The organism is Roseateles sp. P5_B10 (assembly GCF_056400485.1).
Window position 1 is genome coordinate 1 of sequence record NZ_JBFULE010000046.1, and the last position, 18,704, is coordinate 18,704.

Consider the following 18,704-nt stretch of genomic DNA (forward strand, 5'->3'; position numbering starts at 1 on the left):
ATCTTCAGCAGCTTTTGCATCGGCAAGTAGGGATTTCTGGAGTCGGCGCCACAACGGCACAAGAACGAATCCCTAACCGCACAATCCTCCTCCAAGTTGAGGAGGAACGTCGTGCATGAGGCCGCAGCTCGGCCGACAAGCATTGACTGTCCCTTGCTACAACCGGTGTACTGCGCCCATCTCAAAAGAGGGAGTCTCCATGTTGAACTTCACCGGCAAAACGGTCTGGGCATCTTTGCTTTTGCTCGCCATTGCGGCGCCCACGAGCGCAGCGGACTATGCGCTTTCAGCGGACGGGAATGCGGTCGTCCGCGTGGTGCCTCAGACGTCCATCGGGAGCGCAGGATTCAACACCTCGCTCGTCACCTCTGCCTATCCGGGTTGGACAGTGAATACCGCCGGTGGAGTGGCCGGCAGCAGCATCACCCCAGGGACCTATTCGGCAGGATGGAATCAGGGCAGTGGGGGTGCACAGTTCACCGCAACTTACAGTCAAACCAGCGCCGTTGCCGCGGGGCACCAACTGCACTGGCTGCAGTTCATCGACACCAACCAGCCTCTCGGTGGCGCGTCTACGCCCTACATTGACCCACGTCCGAACGACGATAACCTGCCCTTCTACTGGACCACCAGCGAAGTGGCCGGAAAGTCAACCAGCAAGTCGGTTGCGTTCAGCGACTATTCGAAGCGCGGCGCCAACGCGCTCAATGCCGTCAATCCGGTGACCTGGAACGCCAGCCTTTATGCGGTGGAATATGACGGCGCCACGGGCATCACCGTGCGCGGCGGCGTGACTTGGGGCTGGACCATGAAACCCGCGACGGTTGGCTCGTCCAGCGCAACGTTCACCAGTCCGACACCCGGCTGCCCACCGGCCACCTGTTCCGGGCTGGGCACGCCCGCCGTGAACTGGGGCATCGGCGAACCAGGTTCGCTGAGCTTCACCGCGGCAGCCTTTTCCCCTGTGGTGGGTGACTTGTTCAAACTCGGGACCTTGACCTATCACAACGGTGCAACGCAGGTTGGAAGTGCGCTCGACGCGATCGGCCTCGATATAGCGATGAACTTTGCGAATGTCTCCGAAGCCAACTTCACCTACCACTCGCAGCTGGCCATCACCAATACGACCAACACGAACGACCCCATCGCGAGCGCCGACTTCGTCCGGTTCACGTCCGGCGGATTCACCAACACCTTCAACGTGCTCGAAGGCGGAACTGCGTCTGTCGACCTGATGGCACGGCTGACGCCGGTCCTGCAGGTCACGCCAAGCAGCACGGGCACCGGCGCCGACAAAGACCCGATTGGCGCGCCGGACCCGGCCATCCAAGGCTTCCAAGTCGAACTCGTTAGTTTTGCCAACGCGACGGCGGGTGGTTTCATCTCGTCGGTCCCTGAGCCCGCGACGCTTGCGCTTTGGCTCGTCGGCCTCTGTGCAATCGGGGCCGCTCGGCGCCGTTCCTAGAGCCGTGCGCGCGCTGGTGGTGCTCTTGCTGGCGTCGATCTCCGGCCCCGTGGGTGCTTCGGGCACGCCGGAGAACTGCATATGTTTCGAGCATGTGGGCATCCAGGACAAACCCATGCCAGACTTCTGCTTGAGCTCGCGCGACTGCACGGCCTGCGCCAAGACCGAGACCGAGACGCTGGTGCTGCCCACACCTGAATGGGCATCGGTCCAGGCCAGCCTCAGGCCGGCGGCACCGCCTGGCTTTGGGCAAAGGCTGGGCGACTACATCGCGCGCGCGCCGGATGGCTCCGCGGCAGGCGCCATTGACGGCGAGGCCATGCGTGGCCTCGTCCGGTCTCTCATCGCCTCGGCTGAGCGCCGAAACGCCGTGCCGGCGCCGCTGTTGCTGCGCCTGCAAGCCCGCCTGCAAGACGCACCCCACTGACTTGCGGGACTCAGGCATCGCCCGGAGTCTGACGAAGGTCTAAAAGCTGGGCTTCAGGATCTAAGCGAGTCATCCGATCGCGATCCTTATGCGTTCTTGACTCGAGGGAACCAAGCTTGATACCGGCTTGGTACCCCGCTACCCAGAGTGGCACAGTCCCGATGCACGAGGAGCTCGCATGCGACCCCTTCAACACGTCAGCGTCACAACCGAAGCCGCGCAGCACCGGCCTAAACCACAGGCCAAGCCCGTCGCACTTGTTCCGCCGCGCGACGAGATGTGGCGCTCGCGCCGCGTGCTGTCGGGGTCCGACTGGATGGACGCCTGGGTGCAGAAACCCGGCAAGCGGTGATCAGGCGTCGTTGAACAGCGGGTCGGGCAGGTAGAGGCCGGGCTCAATGGTCATGCCGAACAGGCTGCCCGACAGCGGGCGGGCCATCAGGTCGGCGGTGCTGAGGCCTTCGCGGGCCGTCGTGACGAGGATCTGGTCATCGGCCGGGCCGCCAAACGCGGGGCAGGTGACATTGCTGACTGGCACCGAATAGCGCCCCAGCAGCCGGCCGTCGGGCGCGTAGCGGGCCACCGCCGCGTTGCCCCACTCGGCATTCCACAAACAACCCTTGGCATCGATGACGGAACCGTCCGGCCAGCAGTTGTCGTCGAATTCCTTCCTCGCGAACAGGCGCGGCTCGCTGACCTGGGCGCTGTCCGCGTCGTAGTCGCAGACCATCATGCGAGGGGTGGTCGTGTCGCAGTAGTGCATGCGCTTGCCGTTGGGGCTGAAGCAGATGCTGTTGGAGATGCTCACGCCGTCCAGCGCCAGCCGGCGCAGGCCGTGGGCCAGCGAGTACTGGTAGAAGCTGCCGATGCGCTGGCGCGGGTTGGCTTCGTCCAGCGTGCCGAAGACGAAGTTGCCACTGCGGTCGCAGCGGCCGTCATTGGCACGCGTGGTGGGCAGGTGGGCTTCCAGTGGCGTGAGGGTCTCGGGCTCGGCAGCGATGCTGCCGGTGGCCTGCAGGTCGGGTAGCGTCAGGCGCGCGAGGCGCTTGGCCATGGCCAGGATGATGGCGCCGGAGCGGCCATGCACGAAGCTGCCCACGCGCTCGGGCAGGCGCACCTGCAGCGTGGCGCTGTCGCCCGGGGTCCAGGCGTAGATGCAGGCGCCTTCGATATCGGTCCACCACCAGCGGCCACTCGCGGCATGCCATTGGATCCCTTCGCCAAGGTTGTTGGCCAGGGCAAGGGCGAGGGCGAAAGGGTGTTCAGCTTGCATCGGGTGAGGCTTCCAGGCTTGCGCGAGCCTGCTTGCGGGCGATGGCCGCCGCGTGGCGGCGGCGCTCGTCGGGAGTGAAGGGGCGCAGCGGCGCCACGGCCACCGGCTTGTTGTCGTCGCCCACGGCCACCATCGTGAAGTAGCAGCTGTTGACGTGGCGCGTCTCCTGCGTGCGGATGTTCTCGGCCACGACCTTGATGCCGACTTCCATCGACGAGGTGCCGGTCATGTTGACGCTGGCCAGGAAGGTGACCAGCTCACCGACGTGGATGGCCTGGCGGAATATCACCCGGTCCACCGACAGCGTCACGACATAGCGGCCGGCATAGCGGCTGGCGCAGGCATAGGCGACCTGGTCGAGCAGCTTGAGGATGTTGCCGCCATGGACATTGCCGGCGAAGTTGGCGGTGTCCGGCGTCATCAGCACCGTCATCGTCAATTGGTGGGCGGGCAGGTCCATGGCGTTCTCTTCGCGGTCAGGAGAAGCGATGGATTGTGGTGCTGCGCCACACCTCGCCGGGCCTCAGCACGGTGGTGGGCCAGTCGCTGCTGGCTTCGTGGTGCGGTGAGTCGGGGTTGTGCTGGGTCTCCAGGCACACGCCGTCGCCCTGGCGGTAGATGCGTCCGCAGGGACCGCACAGGCTGCCGTCGAGGAAATTGCCCGAATAGAACTGGATCGCCGGCTCGCTGGTCAGCATGTCCATGCGGCGGCCGGAGTGGGGGTCTTCCAGCGTGGCGGCGGGGCGCAGGCCGTCGGCGTCCAGATCGCCGTCGAGCAACCAGTTGTGGTCGTAGCCCTTGGCGCGCAGCAGCTGCGGGTATGCCTGGCGGATGCGGGCGACGATGGCGGTGGGCGCGCGGAAGTCGAAGGGCGTGCCCTCGACCGCGGCGTGGCGCTGCGGGATCAGGTGCTCATTGACCTCGCTGTAACGCGAGGCGGGAATGCACAGGCGGTGGCGCAGCGCGCTGCCCTCGCCGGCCAGGTTGAAGTAGTTGTGATGCGTCAGGTTGACGACGGTGGCGCGGTCGGTCGTGGCTTCGTAGTCGATGCGCCAGCTGTTGTCCGTCGCGCTCAGCGAATAGCGCACGCTGACCTTGAGCTCGCCGGGGAAGCCCTGATCGCCGTGCGGGCTGGTGAGGGTGAACAGCAGTGCCTCGGCCTCGCCGGCGCGGGGCTCGATGGGCTCGGCAGCCCACAGCCGGTGGCCGAAGCCCTCGGTGCCGCCGTGCAGGCAGTTGGGGCCGTTGTTGCGGGACAGCGTGTGGGTTTCGCCGTCCAGCTCGAAGCTGGCGCCGGCGATGCGATTGCCGTAGCGGCCGACGATGGCGCCGAAGAAGGGGTTGCGAAGGGCGTAGTCTGTGAGGTTGTCGAAGCCGAGCACGATGTTGTCGATGCGGCCCTCCCGATCCGGCACCCACAGGCCGTTGACGATGCCGCCCAGCGTGATGGCCGTCAGCGCCAGGCCCAGTCCGTTGGTCAGCGTGTATTCATGCACCGGCCGGCCGTCGGCCAGCACGCCATAGTCGCGGCGCTGCATCACGCCCACCCGCCGTCGACGATGAAGTCCTGCGCCGTGCACATGGCGCTGTCGTCGGCCGCCAGGAACAGCGCCATGCTGGCGATGTGCTGGGGCATCAGCGGCGCGTCGATGCACTGGCCCTTGGCGATCTCGACCTTGGTCTCTTCGGTGACCCAGAGCTTCAATTGCTTCTCGGTCATGACCCAGCCCGGCACCAGCGTGTTGACGCGGATCTTGTGCGGGCCAAGGTCGCGTGCCAGGCAGCGCGTCAGGCCCTGCGCCGCCGCCTTGCTCGCCGTGTACGCCGGCATGCCGCCCTGCTTGAGCATCCAGCTGATGGAGCCGAAGTTGATGATGGAACCAAAGCCCGCCGCCTTCATGTCTGGCAGCACGGCTTGCGCAGTAAAGAACTGGTGCTTGATGTTGACGGCCACGCTGGCGTCCCAGAACTCGGGCGTCGTCTCTTCGACGGCGTGGCGCTTGTCGTTGGCGGCGTTGTTGAGCAGCACCGTGAACGGGCCGCTGCGCTCGCGCAACCCGGCGATGGCCCCGCGCAGGGAATCGACGTTGGACAGGTCCGCCGCCATGAACTGAGGCGCGTGGCGCGAACCAGCCAGGCGGGCCGCGAGCGCGTTGCCCTCGTCGGCGGCCAGGTCGATGAAGGCCACCTTGGCGCCCTGTTCGGCAAACGTCTCCACCAGCGTTTCACCGATGCCGGTGGCCCCGCCGGTGATCAGGACGCCGCGGTCCTGGAGGCTGGGGTAGCGGGCGTAAGAACTCATCAGACTGTCTCCTGCGATAGGCGGCCCAGCTGCTTTGGCCGGGCGGTAGATGGATTATTAGTCATACTATTTTGTTTGCAAAGCCGGCGAATTTCGGGTTAACCCCGATAATCAAGGGTAAATAGTCATACTTTAATGAGAGGCATGCCGGCGATGACAGCCAGCCTTGCGCCGCCAGCCGGCGCTTGAACCAACTTCAGAGACAAGGGCCCGCACCATGAGCGCCTCCACCAGTCGTCCTTATCGCGGCGTCTTCCCCGTCGTACCGACCATCTTCCACGCCGACGGCACGCTGGACGTTCCCGGCCAGCTGCGCTGCGTCGACTTCATGATCGACGCCGGCTCCACGGGCCTGTGCATCCTCGCCAACTTCTCCGAACAGTTCGTGCTGTCGGATGCCGAGCGCGAAACGCTGACGCGGGCCATCCTGGCGCACGTGGCCGGCCGCGTGCCGGTCATCGTCACGACGACGCATTACTCGACGCAGATCTGCATCGAGCGCAGCCGCCTCGCACAGGACCTCGGCGCGGCCATGGTCATGGTCATGCCGCCCTACCACGGCGCCACCTTCCGCGTGTCCGAAGGCCAGATCGAGAGCTTCTACCAGCGCCTGTCTGACGCGATCGGCATTCCCATCATGATCCAGGACGCCCCGGTGGCGGGCACGCCGCTGTCGGTGCCTTTCCTGGCGCGCATGGCGCAGAACATTGCCAACGTGAAGTACTTCAAGCTGGAGATGCCGCAGGCCGCCAGCAAGATGCGCGAGCTGATCCGCGTCGGCGGCGCGGCCATCGAAGGCCCGTGGGATGGCGAGGAAGCCATCACGCTGCTGGCCGACCTGGACGCTGGCGCCACCGGCGCGATGACGGGCGGCGGCTTCCCCGACGGCATCCGCAAGATCTTCGACGCCTTCCACGCCGGCGACCGCGAGGAAGCCGTGGCCCAGTACGGCCGCTGGCTGCCGCTGATCAACTACGAGAACCGCCAGGGCGGCATCCTGACCGCCAAGGCGCTGATGAAGGAAGGCGGCGTCATCAAGAGCGATGCGCCGCGCCACCCCTTCCCCGAGATGAGCCCCGAAGTGCGCGCCGGCCTTCTCGACGCCGCCAAGCGACTCGACCCCCTCGTGCTTCGCTGGGGCAAGTAGCCCAACCCGACCGGCTGCGCCGCACGATGGTCGGCGTCCCGCGCCGCCGAGCTTCGGCGTACGGAGATGCATGTGATGCGATTGCTCCTGATCCTGTGTTCCGCGTGGCTCCTTGCCGGCGATGCGTGGGCATGGGAGCCGCAGGGCGACACGGGCGCGCATGACCCGACGCTGCTGATCCAGGGCGACCGCTGGTTCGTCTTCACGACCGGCCGTGGCCTGCAGCGGCTGGAGTCGGCCGACGCTGGCAAGACCTGGCGCTGCCTTGCGCCCATGTTCGGCGAGCCACCCACCTGGTGGGCCGACGCGGTGCCCGAGCACAAGGGCCTGGACGTGTGGGCGCCCAAGCTCTTCCAGCATCGCGGCCGCGCCTGGGTTCTGTATTCCGTCTCCACCTTCGGCAAGAATCGATCGGCCATCGGCCTGGCCAGCAGCGACAGGCCTGACGGCGACTGGCGCGATGAGGGCCTGGTCGTGCAGAGCCGCGCCGAGGACGGCTTCAACGCCATCGACCCCGACCTCTTCGTCGACACCGACGGGCGGCTGTGGCTGAGCTACGGCTCCTTCTGGGGCGGCATCCGCCTGACCGAGCTGAGTGCCGACACGCTGCGCCCTATCGGCGAGACGCGCTTTATTGCTCGCCGAAAGGGCGGCATCGAAGCGCCGACGATTGCCCGCCATGGCGACTGGGTCTATCTGTTCGCCTCCTACGACCTGTGCTGCCGCGGCGCGCAGAGCACCTACAACATCCGCGTCGGCCGCGCTCGCGGCGTGACAGGCCCGTACCTCGATCGCGATGGCAAGGACCTGATGGATGCGGGCGGCACGGCGCTGCTCTCGGGCGGTGCGCGCTGGAAGGGCCCCGGCCACCAGGATGTCGTCGGCGACTGGCTGGTCCATCACGCCTACGACACCGAGCGCGGCGGCAAGCCGCATCTGCGCATCAAGCGCCTGAGCTGGTCCGACGATGGCTGGCCTGTGATCCCCCAAGAAGAATGAACCGGAGACACCCAACGTGGCTGGCTTGAAGTTGGAGAACGTCTGCAAACGCTATGGCGCGGTGCAGGTCATCGAGAACCTGTCGCTGGACGTGGCCGAAGGCGAGTTCGTCGTCTTCCTCGGCCCCTCCGGCTGCGGCAAGACCAGCCTGCTGCGCATGGTCGCGGGGCTGGAGGAAGTCAGCGGCGGGCGCATCCTGATCGGCGAGCGCGACGTCACCGTCGCGCCGCCGGGGCAGCGCAACCTGGCCATGGTGTTCCAGCACTACGCGCTGTACCCGCACATGAGCGTGCGCGAGAACCTGGCGTTTGGCCTGAGGAACATCGGCATCCCGGCCGACGAGATCACCAAGCGCATCCAGGAGTCGGCCCGCATGCTGGAGTTGGACACGCTGCTGGAGCGCAAGCCGGGGCAGTTGTCGGGCGGCCAGCGCCAGCGTGTCGCCATCGGCCGCGCGGTCGTCAAGGAGCCGGACATCTTCCTGTTCGACGAGCCGCTGTCCAACCTCGACGCGGCGCTGCGTGGGCGCACGCGGCTGGAGCTGGCGCAGCTGCACCAGCGCCTGGGCGCGACGATGGTGTTCGTCACGCACGACCAGATCGAGGCCATGACGCTGGCCACGCGCATCGTCGTCATGAAGGGCGGCGCCATTGAGCAGGTGGCAACGCCGGCGGAGTTGTATCGCCGCCCGGCCACGCGCTTCGTGGCGAGCTTCATCGGCACGCCGGGCATGGGCTTTGTGCCGGTGCAGCGCGCACCGGACGACCGTGGGCGTGCTGTGGTCACGGTGCCGGGTGGGCATTGGTTGACGACGCGTGTTGCGGCCGACGACCTGCCTTCACAGGGCTTGGTGCTGGGCGTGCGGCCCGAGAACCTGCGCGTCGCCGAGCAAGGTCCGCTGCGGGGTCGCGTCGAGCTGGTCGAGTTCCTCGGCGAGCGCACGCTGGCGCATTTGAAGCTCGAAGGTGGCAGCCCGCTCATCGTCACGGTGCCTGCCGGCACATCGCCCAAGCTGGGCGGCCATGTCGCCGTCAGCGTGGACGTGGCCGAGGCCCAYCTCTTCGACGAGAGCGGCCGCGCCCACCATGCGCAGGAGGTGCTGGCATGAGCGCCAGCGCCGTCGGGCTGCGCGCCTCGCGCCCGGCCTATGCCCTCTTTGTTTTGCCCTTCGTGGCGCTCTACGCGCTGCTGCTGCTGTGGCCACTGGCCAAGGGCGTGTGGATCAGCTTCCACGACCACGACCTGCTATCCAACGACAGCTTCTGGGTCGGCCTGGCCAACTACCAGGAGCTGTGGGGCGACGAGGTCTTCCACCAGGTCGTCTGGAACACCCTCCGCTTCGTGCTCATCAGCACGCCCATCTTCGTGGTCCTGTCGCTGATGCTGGCCCTGGCGCTGAACCGCGCCGGCAAGCTGGCCACCTTTCTGCGCGCCACCTTCTTCTGCGCCTCGGTGTTTTCGGTCACGCTGATCACGCTGGTGTGGAAGCTGGCGCTGATGCCCGAACGCGGCCTGATCGCGCAGTTCTTCAATGCGATGGGCCTGCCCGAACTGCCGCTGCTGACCAGCGACAACCTCGCGCTGCTGACCGTGGCGCTGGTGACCGTCTGGTGGATCATCGGCTTGCCGATGATCATGTTCCTGTCGGCACTGCAGCAGATCCCGTCGGACATCTACGAGGCCGCGGCGCTGGACAACACGCCGCGCTGGCGCGTGTTCACCCACATCACGCTGCCAAGCCTCAAGCGCGCCATCATCCTCGTCGCGCTGATCGAGGTGATCCGCCAGTTCCAGGTCTTTCCGCAGATCATGCTGATGACCAACGGCGGGCCCAACAACACGACGCGCTCGGTCGTGCAATTCATCTACGAGCAGGCGTTCATGCAGCTCTCGCTGGGCTATGCCACGGCAGCTTCGCAGGTGCTGCTGGCCATCATGCTGGTGGGCGTGTCCACGCAGCTCTGGCTGGAACGTGACCGCGGAGGTCAACGATGAACCCCTTGCTCCGAAGAAGCTGGTTCGACCGCGCGGTCATGGCAGCACTCACGCTGCTGGCGTTGGTCTGGATGGCGCCGCTGCTGTGGGTGCTGGCGCTGTCGTTCAAGCCCAACGAGTTCCTGTTGACGCGCACCGACGTCTTCCTCGCGCCGCCCTACACACTGGCCAACTACCTCGACATCCTGCAGACCTCGCAGGTGTTCCGCTGGCTGGGCAACAGCGCCCTCGTCGCGTTGCTGCAGACCGTTGGCGTGCTGGTGCTGTCGTCGCTGGCCGGCTACGGCTTTGCGCGCTGCGAGTTCCCGGGCCGCAAGTGGCTGTTCGCGCTGGTCATGTTCGGCCTGGCCGTGCCGGCGCAGTCGGTCTTCATCCCGCTGCACCGCCTGTTCTCGGACTGGAACCTGCAGAACACCATCGCCGGCCTGACGCTGCCGGGCCTGGCCGCGCCGTTCGGCGTCTACCTGATGACGCAGTACTTCAAGGCCATTCCGGCCGAGCTGGAAGAGGCCGCGCTGCTGGACAACGCGTCGCGCTTCAAGACCTTCCTGACGATCATCCTGCCGCTGACGCTGCCGGCGCAGGCGACGCTTGGCATCTTCACCTTCCTGGGCTGCTGGAACGATTACCTCTGGCCGCTGGTCATCGCGACGCAGCCGGACATGTACACGCTCACGCGCGGCTTGGCGTCCACGCAGACCAACTTCGCGCAGTCGGAAGGCCTGGGCTTCCTGATGGCGCAGGCCGTGTTCGCGGGCATGCCGGCACTGATGCTGTATCTCTTTTTCCAGCGCCACCTGGTGACGGCCGTTGCAGGGACGGGCAAGTCATGAAGCGTCTGCTCATCTGCCTTTCCACCGCGCTGCTCGCCGCCTGTGGCGCCAGCAAGGACAACTCGGGCAAGACCGAAATCACGCTGATGCGCTTCTTCGGTAGCTGCGAGGCGCAATACGGCCAGGTCGTGAAGACGTCCGAAGGCGTCGGTGAATGCGGCATCGTCACGGCGCTGGTCAACGAGTTCAACGCGACCAACACCGACGGCATCGTCGTCAAGACGCAGATCGGCGAGTGGGGCCCCTACTACGACCAGCTCACCGCGCGCCTCGTCTCCAAGGACATCCCGACCATCGCCGTCATGCACGAGTCGGCACTCGGTGACTACGTGCGCCGCAAGCTGGTGCTGCCGCTGGACGAAGACTTCAAGCGCGTGGGCGTGCCGGTGGACGATTTCACCGAGCACGCGCGCCGCGGCACCTCGTTCAATGGCCAGACCTACGCGCTGCCCTTCGACACCTGGGCCTGGCTCTGGCACATCAACACCGGCTTGATGAAGAAGGCCGGGCTCGATGCGCTGCCGCGCTCGCCGGATGATTTGCTGGCGCAGGCGCGGCAGTTCAAGCAGAAGACCGGCAAGCCTTACTTCGCCTGGGCGGTGGCCAACGAGACGGCGGCCAACGACCGCACATTCCTGACGCTGGTGGCGCAGCAGAACGCCCAGCTGTTCTCCGCCGACGGCAAGACCATCAACATGCACCAGCCCGCCGTCGTCAACGCGCTGGCGCTGATGCAGACGCTGTACCGCGAAGGCCATGTGCGGCCCAACCTCGACTACGCCGCGGCCAACCAGGCCTTCCTGAACGGCGAGGCGGGCGTCGTTGTCGTCGGCACATGGACCATCGACCAGTTCCTGCGCGAGTCGCAAAAGCCCGAGTCCAAGCTCCAGGGCGCCTACGCCGTGAAGCCCTTCCCGCAGCTCTACGACAAGCCCGCCGTGTTCGCCGACGGCCACTCCTGGGCGCTGTTCAAGGGCGGTGCCAAGGATGCCAAGGCACACGAGGCGGCGTCCAAGTTCCTGAAGTTCGTCTGGGACCACAGCGCCGAGTGGTCGCGCACCGGCCACCTGCCCGTCAGCAAGACTGTGGCGCAAAGTGACGCCTTTCGCGCGCTGCCGCTGCGCGCGGCGCTGACCGAGATCACGCAGACCGGTGTCGGCATGCCCGGCAACGTGCCCACGCAGCGCGGCATCGAGCTGCTGATCGGCGAGGACGTCGCCAACGTGATGATCTCCGGCAAGCCGGTCGACGAGGTGCAGGCCAGCGTCGAGAAGCGCGTCAACAAAGCCTTGAAGAAAGCCCGCCGATGACGTTTGAAGCCAAGCTCACCGTCGACCGCGACTTCGACCTCGCGCCACTGGACCGCCGCCTGTTCGGTGTGTTCGTCGAGCACCTGGGCCGCTGTGTCTACAACGGCATCCATGAACCGACGCACCCGACCGCCGACGAGCACGGCTTTCGCGGTGACGTGGCAGACCTGACGCGCGAACTCGGCGCCACCATCGTGCGCTATCCCGGCGGCAACTTCATGTCGGGCTACAACTGGGAAGACGGCGTCGGCCCGAAGGTGCAGCGCCCGCGCCGGCTGGACCTGGCCTGGTTCTCGACCGAGACCAACCAGGTCGGTACGCACGAGTTCATGCACTGGTGCCGCAAGGTTGGCATCGAGCCGATGTTCGGCGTCAACCTCGGCACGCGCGGGCCGGACGAGGCGCGCCACTATCTCGAATACTGCAATCACCCGGCCGGCACGGCGCTGTCAGACCTGCGCCGCAGCCACGGCGCCGAGGAGCCACTCGGCATCAAGTTCTGGTGCCTGGGCAACGAGATGGATGGCCCCTGGCAGATCTGCCAGAAGACGCCCGACGAATACGGCCGCATCGCCAAGGAGACCGCCAAGCTGATGCGCTGGGTGGACCCGAGCATCGAGCTGGCCGCCTGCGGCTCGTCGGCCTACGACATGCCGACCTACGGCGCCTGGGAAGACCGCGTGCTGGAGCATTGCTTCGAGTTCGTGGACTACCTGTCGCTGCACAGCTACTTCGTGAAGCCTCCGGCGGACACCAGCACCGAAAGCTTCTTCGCGCAGATCGAGACGAATGCGCGCTACATCGAGGACACGGTGGCGATCGCCGACTCGGTCGCCACGCGCAAGCGCTCCAGGAAGCGACTCAAGCTGTCCTTCGACGAATGGAACGTCTGGTACCGCGCCCGCCATGGCGAGCACCTCAAGCAGGCGGGCTGGCCTGAAGCGCCGCGCCTGCTGGAAGAGGTCTACACCGCGGAAGACGCGCTGCTCATCGGCGGCATGCTGACGATGATGATGAACCATGCGGACCGACTCAAGGTCGCTTGCATGGCGCAGCTGTGCAACGTCATCGCGCCCATCATGACCGAGCCCGGTGGCGCGGCCTGGCGGCAGACCATCTTCCATCCGTTCGCACAGGCGGCGCGCTGGGCGCATGGCGATGTGCTGCGTTCGGTCGTCAAGTCGCCCGGCTTCGCCGACGCGAGGCACGGCGAGCTGCCCTATCTGTGCGCCAGCGTCGTCGACGATCCGGCCACCGGCCGCACCGCCGTCTTCGTGCTGAACCGCCACTTGAGCGAAGAGATGGACCTGTCCATCACGCTGCGCGGCCTGGGCACTGATCGCCGGCTCGTGCAGGCCGAACAGTTGCACTCGGCTGACCTGAACGCCACCAACACCGCCGACGCGCCCGACCGCGTCGCGCCCCAAGCGCTGGACGGCATCGCCATCGACGGCGAGCACCTGCGCGTCAAGCTCAAGCCCGCCTCCTGGAACGTCGTCGTCACCCAAGCCGTCCGCGCATGATCTGGAACAACCCCGTCATCCCCCAGCGCGCCGACCCGCATCTGAGCTTGGTCGACGGCCGCTACTGGTTCACGGCCTCCGTGCCGAGCTATGACGCCGTTGAGCTGCGCAGCGCCGACAGCATCGCCGGCCTGGCAGCCGCACCCGCCAAGGAGATCTGGCACAAGCACGACAGCGGCCCGATGAGCTTCCACGTCTGGGCGCCGGAGCTGCACCGCATCGCCGGCCGCTGGTACGTCTACTTCGCTGCGGCTGAGCGCGACGACATCTGGAAGCTGCGCATGTACGTGCTGGAGTGCCAGGGCGACGACCCGCTGGCTGACGCCTGGGTGGAGCGCGGCCAGATCGTGACGCCCGAGGAAGGTTTCTCGCTGGACGCGACGCCCTTCGAGCACAACGGCCGCCGCTACCTCTGCTGGGCGCAGAAGAGCCCGCCGATGGAAAGCAATCTCTACCTCGCCGAGATGGCCAACCCGTGGACCTTGAAGTCCGAACCCGTCGTCATCACGCGGCCCGACCTGGCCTGGGAGCGCATCGGCTTCTGCGTCAATGAGGGCCCGGCTGTGCTCAAGCGCAATGGCCGCATCTTCATCGCCTACTCGGCTGCCGCGACCGACGCCAACTACTGCATGGGCCTGCTGTGGGCCGACGAGAACGCCGATCTACTGGACGCCAAGAGCTGGAGCAAGTCGCCCACGCCGGTCTTCACGACCGACGAATCTGTGAGCCAGTTCGGCCCTGGCCACAACAGCTTCACGACGACACCCGACGGCAGGACCGACCTGCTGGTCTACCACGCCCGCAATTACCGCGACATCGTCGGCGACCCGCTGAACGACCCCAACCGCCACACGCGTGCGCAGGCCTTTGGCTGGCGCGACGACGGCTTCCCCGACTTCGGCGCACCCGTCGCCGATGGCCTTTACTCAATCTGAGATCGATATGCGCCTCATCGCTTCGTTCATGCTCGCAATCCCTGCGCTCGCCCAGGCCTTGAACAGCCCCGACGGCCAGCTCCAGGTCGACGTGTCGGTCAACGCCGAGCAGCAGCTCGTCTACACGGTGCAGCGCGCCGGCCAGCCCGTGCTGCTGCCGTCACGGCTGGGCCTGGTGCTGGAGCAGGGCGACTTCGCCAACGGCCTCAAGCTCGTCGCGACCTCGCCCGTGAAGGCCCACCGCGAGCAGTACACGCTCGCTGCCGGCAAGAAGAGCAGCATCGACTACCGCGCCAATGAACAGCGTTTCACCGTCGCCAACTCCGCCGGCCAAAGGCTTATCCTGACCCTGCGCGCCTCCAACGACGGCCTGGCGCTGCGCTACACGGTGGACGGCCCCGGCCGCAAGCAGTTCAAGGACGAACTGACCAGCTTCGCCTTCGCGCCCGATGCGCGCGCCTGGCTGCAGCCCATGGCGACCGCCAAGTCGGGCTACAAGCGCGTGAACCCGTCCTATGAAGAGCACTACCAGATGGGCATCGCCGTCGGTACGCCGTCGCCCATGCCGGCCGGCTGGATTTTCCCGGCGCTGTTCCGCAGCGGCGCCAATTGGGTGGCGTTGACCGAGGCCGGCATGGACGGTCGTTTCCACGCGTCGCGCCTGCAAGCCGACTCGACCGGCGGCACCTACCGCATCGGCCTGCCCGACCCGAGCGAGGTCTTCACCGGCGRCCACCTGCTGGCGCAAGTCGATGGGCCGCTGACCACGCCCTGGCGCGTGCTCGCCATCGGCCCGCTGAAGACGGTCATGGAGTCCACCCTCGGCACCGATCTCGCCGCCCCCGCCGTACCCTTCGACAAGGCCAGGCTCAAGCCCGGCCATGCGTCCTGGAGCTGGGCGCTGCTGAAGGACGAGGCCACCGTCTTCGAGGTGCAGAAGCGCTTCATCGACTACGCGGCCGACATGGGCTGGAACTACACGTTGGTGGACGCCGAGTGGGACCGCCAGATCGGCGACGCCAAGATGAAGGCGCTGGCGGACTACGGCAAGACCAAGGGCGTCGGCCTGCTGGCTTGGTACAACTCCGCCGGCGACTGGAACGACACGCCGCAGACGCCCCGCAGCATGCTGCTGACCCGCGCCGACCGGCAGCGCGAGTTCGCGCGCATGAAGGCCATCGGGGTGAAGGGCTTGAAGGTGGACTTCTTCGGTGGCGACGGCGCCTCCATGCAGGCCTACTACGTCGATCTGCTGAAGGAATCCGCGGCGGCCGGCCTGCTGATGAACTTCCACGGCGCCACGCTGCCGCGCGGCTGGAGCCGCACCTATCCGCACCTGATGACGGTGGAGGCGGTGCGCGGCCTGGAGTTCACGACCTTCACGCAGGACGATCAAGACGCCGTCGCCACGCACGCCGCGATGCTGCCGTTCACACGCAACCTCTTCGACCCCATGGACTTCACGCCCATGGTGTTCGGCGACATCCCCAACATCAAGCGCACCACGCGCAACGGCTTCGAGCTGGCCGAGAGCGTGCTGTTCCTGTCGGGCATCCAGCATTTCGCCGAGACGCCCGAGGGCATGGCCACCGTGCCGGCCTATGTGAAAGGCCTGCTGCGCGAACTGCCGCGGCAGTGGGACGAGGTGCGCTTCCTGGACGGCGAGCCGGGCAAGTTCGTCGTCATTGCCCGCCGCGCCGGCAAGCAGTGGTTCGTCGCCGGCCTGAACGCCGACGAGCAGCCGCGCGAGATTTCGCTGGACCTGGGCTGGCTGGGCCGGGCCGAGGGCCAGCTCATCACCGACGGCGCCGGCGAGCGCGAGTTCGCCGAAGGCAAGCTCGCCGCACCGGCGGCCAAGCTGACGCTGGCACCCAAGGGCGGCTTTGTCGCGCGCTTTCGATAATGAAGGCTTTAGCAATCGGCCTGGCGTCCATGCGAACCCGAGCAGACCACTCCACCTACAGCGCCCAGACCGAGGGCAAGAGCCAGCACGGCCGCATCGTCAGCGAGCTGGGGCTGTCCATCGTCGGCGGCGAACTGCAGCCTGGCGACAAGCTGCCGCCCGAGGCCCAGCTGCTGGAGCGCTACGAGATCAGCCGCCCCGTGCTGCGCGAGGCGGTGCGCGTGCTCGTCGCCAAGGGCTTGGTGGTGTCGCGCCAGCGCGCCGGCGCCATCGTGCGGCCGCGCAACGAGTGGCATCTGCTGGACCCCGACGTGCTGTACTGGCTGATCCAGTCCCGCCCACAGCGCGACTTCGTGCAAACGCTGCTGGAAGTGCGCCAGATCTTCGAACCCGCCGCCGCCGCGCTCGCGGCCCGCGCCGCGACGGACGAGCAGCTCGCATCCATCGCCACCGCGTACGCAGGCATGGCGGCCGCCAGGACGACCGAGGAGCTGCTGGAGCCCGACCTGGCCTTTCACCGCCGCATTGCCGAAGCCACGGGCAACGACCTGCTGGCCTACATTGGCAACATGCTGTCGCTGGCGCTGCGCGAGTCCATCACGCTGTCCAGCCAGCTGCCCAACACGCACGAGCTCTCGCTGCCGCGCCACAAGGCCATCCTGACCGCGCTGCAGGCCCGCGACCCGCTCGGCGCCCGTCAGGCGACGCTGGTGCAGCTGGACGAGACGGGCGACGACATCAACAGCGTGCTCGCCAACGACGGTCGCGTGAACCTTGCTTAAGAAAGTCACCTCCATGGCCCGCGACGACGACGATGACGCCAACGGCCTGACCGACGCCAGCCCCAACCCCAACTGGTTCCTGCGTGCGCGCCTGAAGACGCGCCAGCTGCTGCTGCTGATTGCGCTCGACGATGAGCGCAACATCCACCGCGCCGCCGAGGTCCTGTGCATGACCCAGCCGGCCGCGTCCAAGCAGCTCAAGGACCTGGAGGACATGCTGGACGTGAAGCTCTTCGAGCGCCACCCGCGCGGCATGGAGCCCACGCTCTATGGCGAGACCATGATCCGCCACGCTCGCATGGCGCTGACGTCGCTGTCCGCCGCACACGACGACATCGTGTCGCTGAAGAACGGCCTCGCCGGCCAGGTCGAGGTGGGCGTCATCATGACGCCGGCCATGGGCCTGCTGCCCCGCGCCATCTCGCGCATCAAGCTGCAGGCGCCCAAGCTGCGTATCGGCGTGCACATGGAGAGCAGCAAGCAGCTGGTGGACATGCTGCAGCGGGGCAAGCTGGACTTCATGATCGGCCGCATCGTCGAAGAGCAAAACGCCGCCGGCCTGCACTATGAGGAGCTGACGGTCGAGCCCGCCTGCGCCGTGGCGCGCGTGGGCCACCCGCTGCTGAAGGAAGACAACCTCAAGCTCGCCCACCTGGCCGACCAGCCCTGGATCCTGCCGCCCACGGGCAGCGTGCTGCGCCACCGCTGGGAGCTGATGTTCCGCCGCGCCGAGYTGGAGCCGCCGGCCAACAACGTCGACACGACGGCGCTGCTGCTCATCACCGCGCTGCTGCAGCAGACCGACTCCCTGCATGTGATGCCGGTGGAGGTGGCGCGCTACTACGCGTCACTGAACGTGCTGGCCATCCTGCCCATCGACCTGCCCTGCCACATGGACGCCTTCGGCATCATCACCCGCGAGGGGCACCTGATGTCCCCGGGGGCGCGGCAGCTGCTGCATGAGGTGAGGTCGGCGGCGCGCGACCTTTACTGAGCTACTGAAGCGCTCTGGGCGGCGTTGCCGCCAGATGGCGGGTCTTTGCGGCCGCGCCGGGCCCTTATCCCAGGGTGTGGGTCGGCGCCGCCCTGCGCGGTCTCCGGGTTCACCCGTAGCCCCCACAAGAGCCCCGCCGCCCGGCCGGGCACCGTTTCCGGGCGACAATCGCAGCTTCGCGCGCGCGTTGTGCTTGGGCGCGCCGAAACTGCCCCCCAGAGATCCCCCAAGAGGCCTCCATGATCGTTTTGAAAGCTCCCCAGGATCAGGTGCTCGGCGCGCTGCAAGCGGTGTCCGGCATCGTCGAGCGGCGCCACACGCTGCCCATCCTGGCCAATGTGCTGATCCGCAAGACCGGCAACCAGGTGGAGCTCACAACCAGCGACCTCGAGATCCAGGTGCGCACCACGGTCCAGTTCGACGGCGACACCGGCAACCTGCAAACCACCGTCGGCGCCCGCAAGCTGATCGACATCCTGCGCTCCATGCCGGCCGACCAGGTCGTCAGCCTGACCAGCAACCAGAACAAGATGACCCTGCAGGGCGGCAAGAGTCGCTTCACGCTGCAGACCCTGCCGGCCGACGACTTCCCCCTGGTGCAGGAAGCCGCCGACTTCGGCCCCGCCTTCAGCGTGCCGCAAAAGGCGCTCAAGGGCCTGATCAACCAGGTCCACTTCGCCATGGCGGTGCATGACATCCGCTACTACCTGAACGGCATCCTGTTCGTCGCCGAAGGCAAGAACCTGACGCTGGTGGCCACCGACGGCCACCGCCTGGCGCTGGCCCAGGCCGAGCTGGACACCGACATCCCCAAGC

Annotated in this window: 19 protein-coding genes; 15 read left to right on the plus strand and 4 right to left on the minus strand. The window is 67.0% G+C overall.

What is annotated here, in order from left to right; all coding sequences use genetic code 11:
- The first annotated feature begins 199 nt into the window (after positions 1-199).
- From AC1DU6_RS05605 to AC1DU6_RS05615, 3 genes are all read left to right on the plus strand, one after another.
- The gene (locus AC1DU6_RS05605) at positions 200-1,465 is read left to right on the plus strand and encodes a choice-of-anchor K domain-containing protein (protein ID WP_162247719.1); all 1,266 of its coding nucleotides are present in this window, start codon (positions 200-202) and stop codon (positions 1,463-1,465) included.
- A 4-nt stretch (positions 1,466-1,469) separates the two neighbouring features.
- On the plus strand, positions 1,470-1,892 hold the full coding sequence (locus AC1DU6_RS05610; protein WP_056191253.1) for a hypothetical protein: 423 nt from the start codon (positions 1,470-1,472) through the stop codon (positions 1,890-1,892).
- Between the two features lie 178 nt (positions 1,893-2,070).
- Positions 2,071-2,244, plus strand: coding sequence for a hypothetical protein (locus tag AC1DU6_RS05615; RefSeq protein WP_157280995.1), 174 nt, complete (start codon positions 2,071-2,073; stop codon positions 2,242-2,244).
- Here the strand turns inward: AC1DU6_RS05615 and AC1DU6_RS05620 are convergent, their stop codons facing one another.
- The 4 genes from AC1DU6_RS05620 to AC1DU6_RS05635 are packed head-to-tail and all read right to left on the minus strand — an operon-like array spanning position 2,245 to position 5,467.
- On the minus strand, positions 2,245-3,165 hold the full coding sequence (locus tag AC1DU6_RS05620) for an SMP-30/gluconolactonase/LRE family protein (RefSeq protein ID WP_457320015.1): 921 nt from the start codon (positions 3,163-3,165) through the stop codon (positions 2,245-2,247). It lies immediately after the preceding gene.
- Positions 3,155-3,625 (minus strand): acyl-CoA thioesterase, encoded by a 471-nt coding sequence (locus AC1DU6_RS05625; protein ID WP_457353482.1) that lies wholly within the window; start codon positions 3,623-3,625, stop codon positions 3,155-3,157. Before AC1DU6_RS05625 ends, AC1DU6_RS05620 begins: the two co-directional genes overlap by 11 nt.
- 16 nt (positions 3,626-3,641) lie before the next feature.
- Positions 3,642-4,703, minus strand: a complete 1,062-nt coding sequence (locus tag AC1DU6_RS05630) for an aldose epimerase family protein (protein WP_457353484.1) — start codon at positions 4,701-4,703, stop codon at positions 3,642-3,644.
- Complete coding sequence (locus tag AC1DU6_RS05635) at positions 4,703-5,467, minus strand: SDR family NAD(P)-dependent oxidoreductase (RefSeq protein WP_457326003.1); 765 nt, start codon at positions 5,465-5,467, stop codon at positions 4,703-4,705. The genes AC1DU6_RS05630 and AC1DU6_RS05635 overlap by 1 nt, the downstream gene beginning before the upstream one ends.
- Before the next feature lie 217 nt (positions 5,468-5,684).
- Between AC1DU6_RS05635 and AC1DU6_RS05640 the strand changes: the two genes are divergently transcribed.
- From AC1DU6_RS05640 to dnaN, 12 genes are all read left to right on the plus strand, one after another.
- Entirely contained in the window at positions 5,685-6,614 is a 930-nt protein-coding gene (locus AC1DU6_RS05640; RefSeq protein WP_477856275.1) for a dihydrodipicolinate synthase family protein, read from the plus strand.
- 75 nt (positions 6,615-6,689) lie between these two features.
- Positions 6,690-7,613 carry an arabinan endo-1,5-alpha-L-arabinosidase gene (locus tag AC1DU6_RS05645; protein ID WP_457353488.1) on the plus strand — a complete coding sequence of 308 codons (924 nt, stop codon included), beginning with the start codon at positions 6,690-6,692 and terminating at the stop codon, positions 7,611-7,613.
- Between the two features lie 16 nt (positions 7,614-7,629).
- Positions 7,630-8,721: an ABC transporter ATP-binding protein gene (locus tag AC1DU6_RS05650; RefSeq protein WP_457353490.1), complete on the plus strand. Its 1,092-nt coding sequence runs from the start codon at positions 7,630-7,632 to the stop codon at positions 8,719-8,721.
- The gene (locus AC1DU6_RS05655; protein ID WP_457353492.1) at positions 8,718-9,608 is read left to right on the plus strand and encodes a carbohydrate ABC transporter permease; all 891 of its coding nucleotides are present in this window, start codon (positions 8,718-8,720) and stop codon (positions 9,606-9,608) included. Before AC1DU6_RS05650 ends, AC1DU6_RS05655 begins: the two co-directional genes overlap by 4 nt.
- The gene (locus AC1DU6_RS05660) at positions 9,605-10,441 is read left to right on the plus strand and encodes a carbohydrate ABC transporter permease (RefSeq protein ID WP_457353494.1); all 837 of its coding nucleotides are present in this window, start codon (positions 9,605-9,607) and stop codon (positions 10,439-10,441) included. Before AC1DU6_RS05655 ends, AC1DU6_RS05660 begins: the two co-directional genes overlap by 4 nt.
- Positions 10,438-11,751: an extracellular solute-binding protein gene (locus tag AC1DU6_RS05665; protein ID WP_477856276.1), complete on the plus strand. Its 1,314-nt coding sequence runs from the start codon at positions 10,438-10,440 to the stop codon at positions 11,749-11,751. Before AC1DU6_RS05660 ends, AC1DU6_RS05665 begins: the two co-directional genes overlap by 4 nt.
- Positions 11,748-13,274, plus strand: coding sequence for an arabinosylfuranosidase ArfA (gene arfA / locus AC1DU6_RS05670; RefSeq protein ID WP_477856277.1), 1,527 nt, complete (start codon positions 11,748-11,750; stop codon positions 13,272-13,274). Before AC1DU6_RS05665 ends, arfA begins: the two co-directional genes overlap by 4 nt.
- Entirely contained in the window at positions 13,271-14,209 is a 939-nt protein-coding gene (locus tag AC1DU6_RS05675; RefSeq protein ID WP_477856278.1) for a glycoside hydrolase family 43 protein, read from the plus strand. Before arfA ends, AC1DU6_RS05675 begins: the two co-directional genes overlap by 4 nt.
- Before the next feature lie 7 nt (positions 14,210-14,216).
- Entirely contained in the window at positions 14,217-16,112 is a 1,896-nt protein-coding gene (locus tag AC1DU6_RS05680; protein WP_477856279.1) for a glycoside hydrolase family 97 protein, read from the plus strand.
- 29 nt (positions 16,113-16,141) lie between these two features.
- Complete coding sequence (locus tag AC1DU6_RS05685) at positions 16,142-16,894, plus strand: FadR/GntR family transcriptional regulator (protein ID WP_457353504.1); 753 nt, start codon at positions 16,142-16,144, stop codon at positions 16,892-16,894.
- Positions 16,895-16,907: 13 nt separating this feature from the next.
- On the plus strand, positions 16,908-17,888 hold the full coding sequence (locus tag AC1DU6_RS05690; RefSeq protein WP_477856280.1) for a LysR family transcriptional regulator: 981 nt from the start codon (positions 16,908-16,910) through the stop codon (positions 17,886-17,888).
- A 239-nt stretch (positions 17,889-18,127) separates the two neighbouring features.
- On the plus strand, positions 18,128-18,704 hold a 577-nt coding region (dnaN, locus tag AC1DU6_RS05695; protein ID WP_477856281.1), incomplete at its 3' end, for a DNA polymerase III subunit beta.

Coding starts and splice junctions, on each gene's coding strand:
- AC1DU6_RS05605 (WP_162247719.1), top strand. CDS start 200: ATGTTGAACTTCACCGGCAAAACGGTCTGGGCATCTTTGCTTTTGCTC.
- AC1DU6_RS05615 (WP_157280995.1), top strand. CDS start 2,071: ATGCGACCCCTTCAACACGTCAGCGTCACAACCGAAGCCGCGCAGCAC.
- AC1DU6_RS05685 (WP_457353504.1), top strand. CDS start 16,142: ATGCGAACCCGAGCAGACCACTCCACCTACAGCGCCCAGACCGAGGGC.
- AC1DU6_RS05660 (WP_457353494.1), top strand. CDS start 9,605: ATGAACCCCTTGCTCCGAAGAAGCTGGTTCGACCGCGCGGTCATGGCA.
- AC1DU6_RS05620 (WP_457320015.1), bottom strand. CDS start 3,165: ATGCAAGCTGAACACCCTTTCGCCCTCGCCCTTGCCCTGGCCAACAAC.
- AC1DU6_RS05635 (WP_457326003.1), bottom strand. CDS start 5,467: ATGAGTTCTTACGCCCGCTACCCCAGCCTCCAGGACCGCGGCGTCCTG.
- arfA (WP_477856277.1), top strand. CDS start 11,748: ATGACGTTTGAAGCCAAGCTCACCGTCGACCGCGACTTCGACCTCGCG.
- AC1DU6_RS05675 (WP_477856278.1), top strand. CDS start 13,271: ATGATCTGGAACAACCCCGTCATCCCCCAGCGCGCCGACCCGCATCTG.
- AC1DU6_RS05630 (WP_457353484.1), bottom strand. CDS start 4,703: ATGCAGCGCCGCGACTATGGCGTGCTGGCCGACGGCCGGCCGGTGCAT.
- AC1DU6_RS05625 (WP_457353482.1), bottom strand. CDS start 3,625: ATGGACCTGCCCGCCCACCAATTGACGATGACGGTGCTGATGACGCCG.
- AC1DU6_RS05665 (WP_477856276.1), top strand. CDS start 10,438: ATGAAGCGTCTGCTCATCTGCCTTTCCACCGCGCTGCTCGCCGCCTGT.
- AC1DU6_RS05640 (WP_477856275.1), top strand. CDS start 5,685: ATGAGCGCCTCCACCAGTCGTCCTTATCGCGGCGTCTTCCCCGTCGTA.
- AC1DU6_RS05655 (WP_457353492.1), top strand. CDS start 8,718: ATGAGCGCCAGCGCCGTCGGGCTGCGCGCCTCGCGCCCGGCCTATGCC.
- AC1DU6_RS05645 (WP_457353488.1), top strand. CDS start 6,690: ATGCGATTGCTCCTGATCCTGTGTTCCGCGTGGCTCCTTGCCGGCGAT.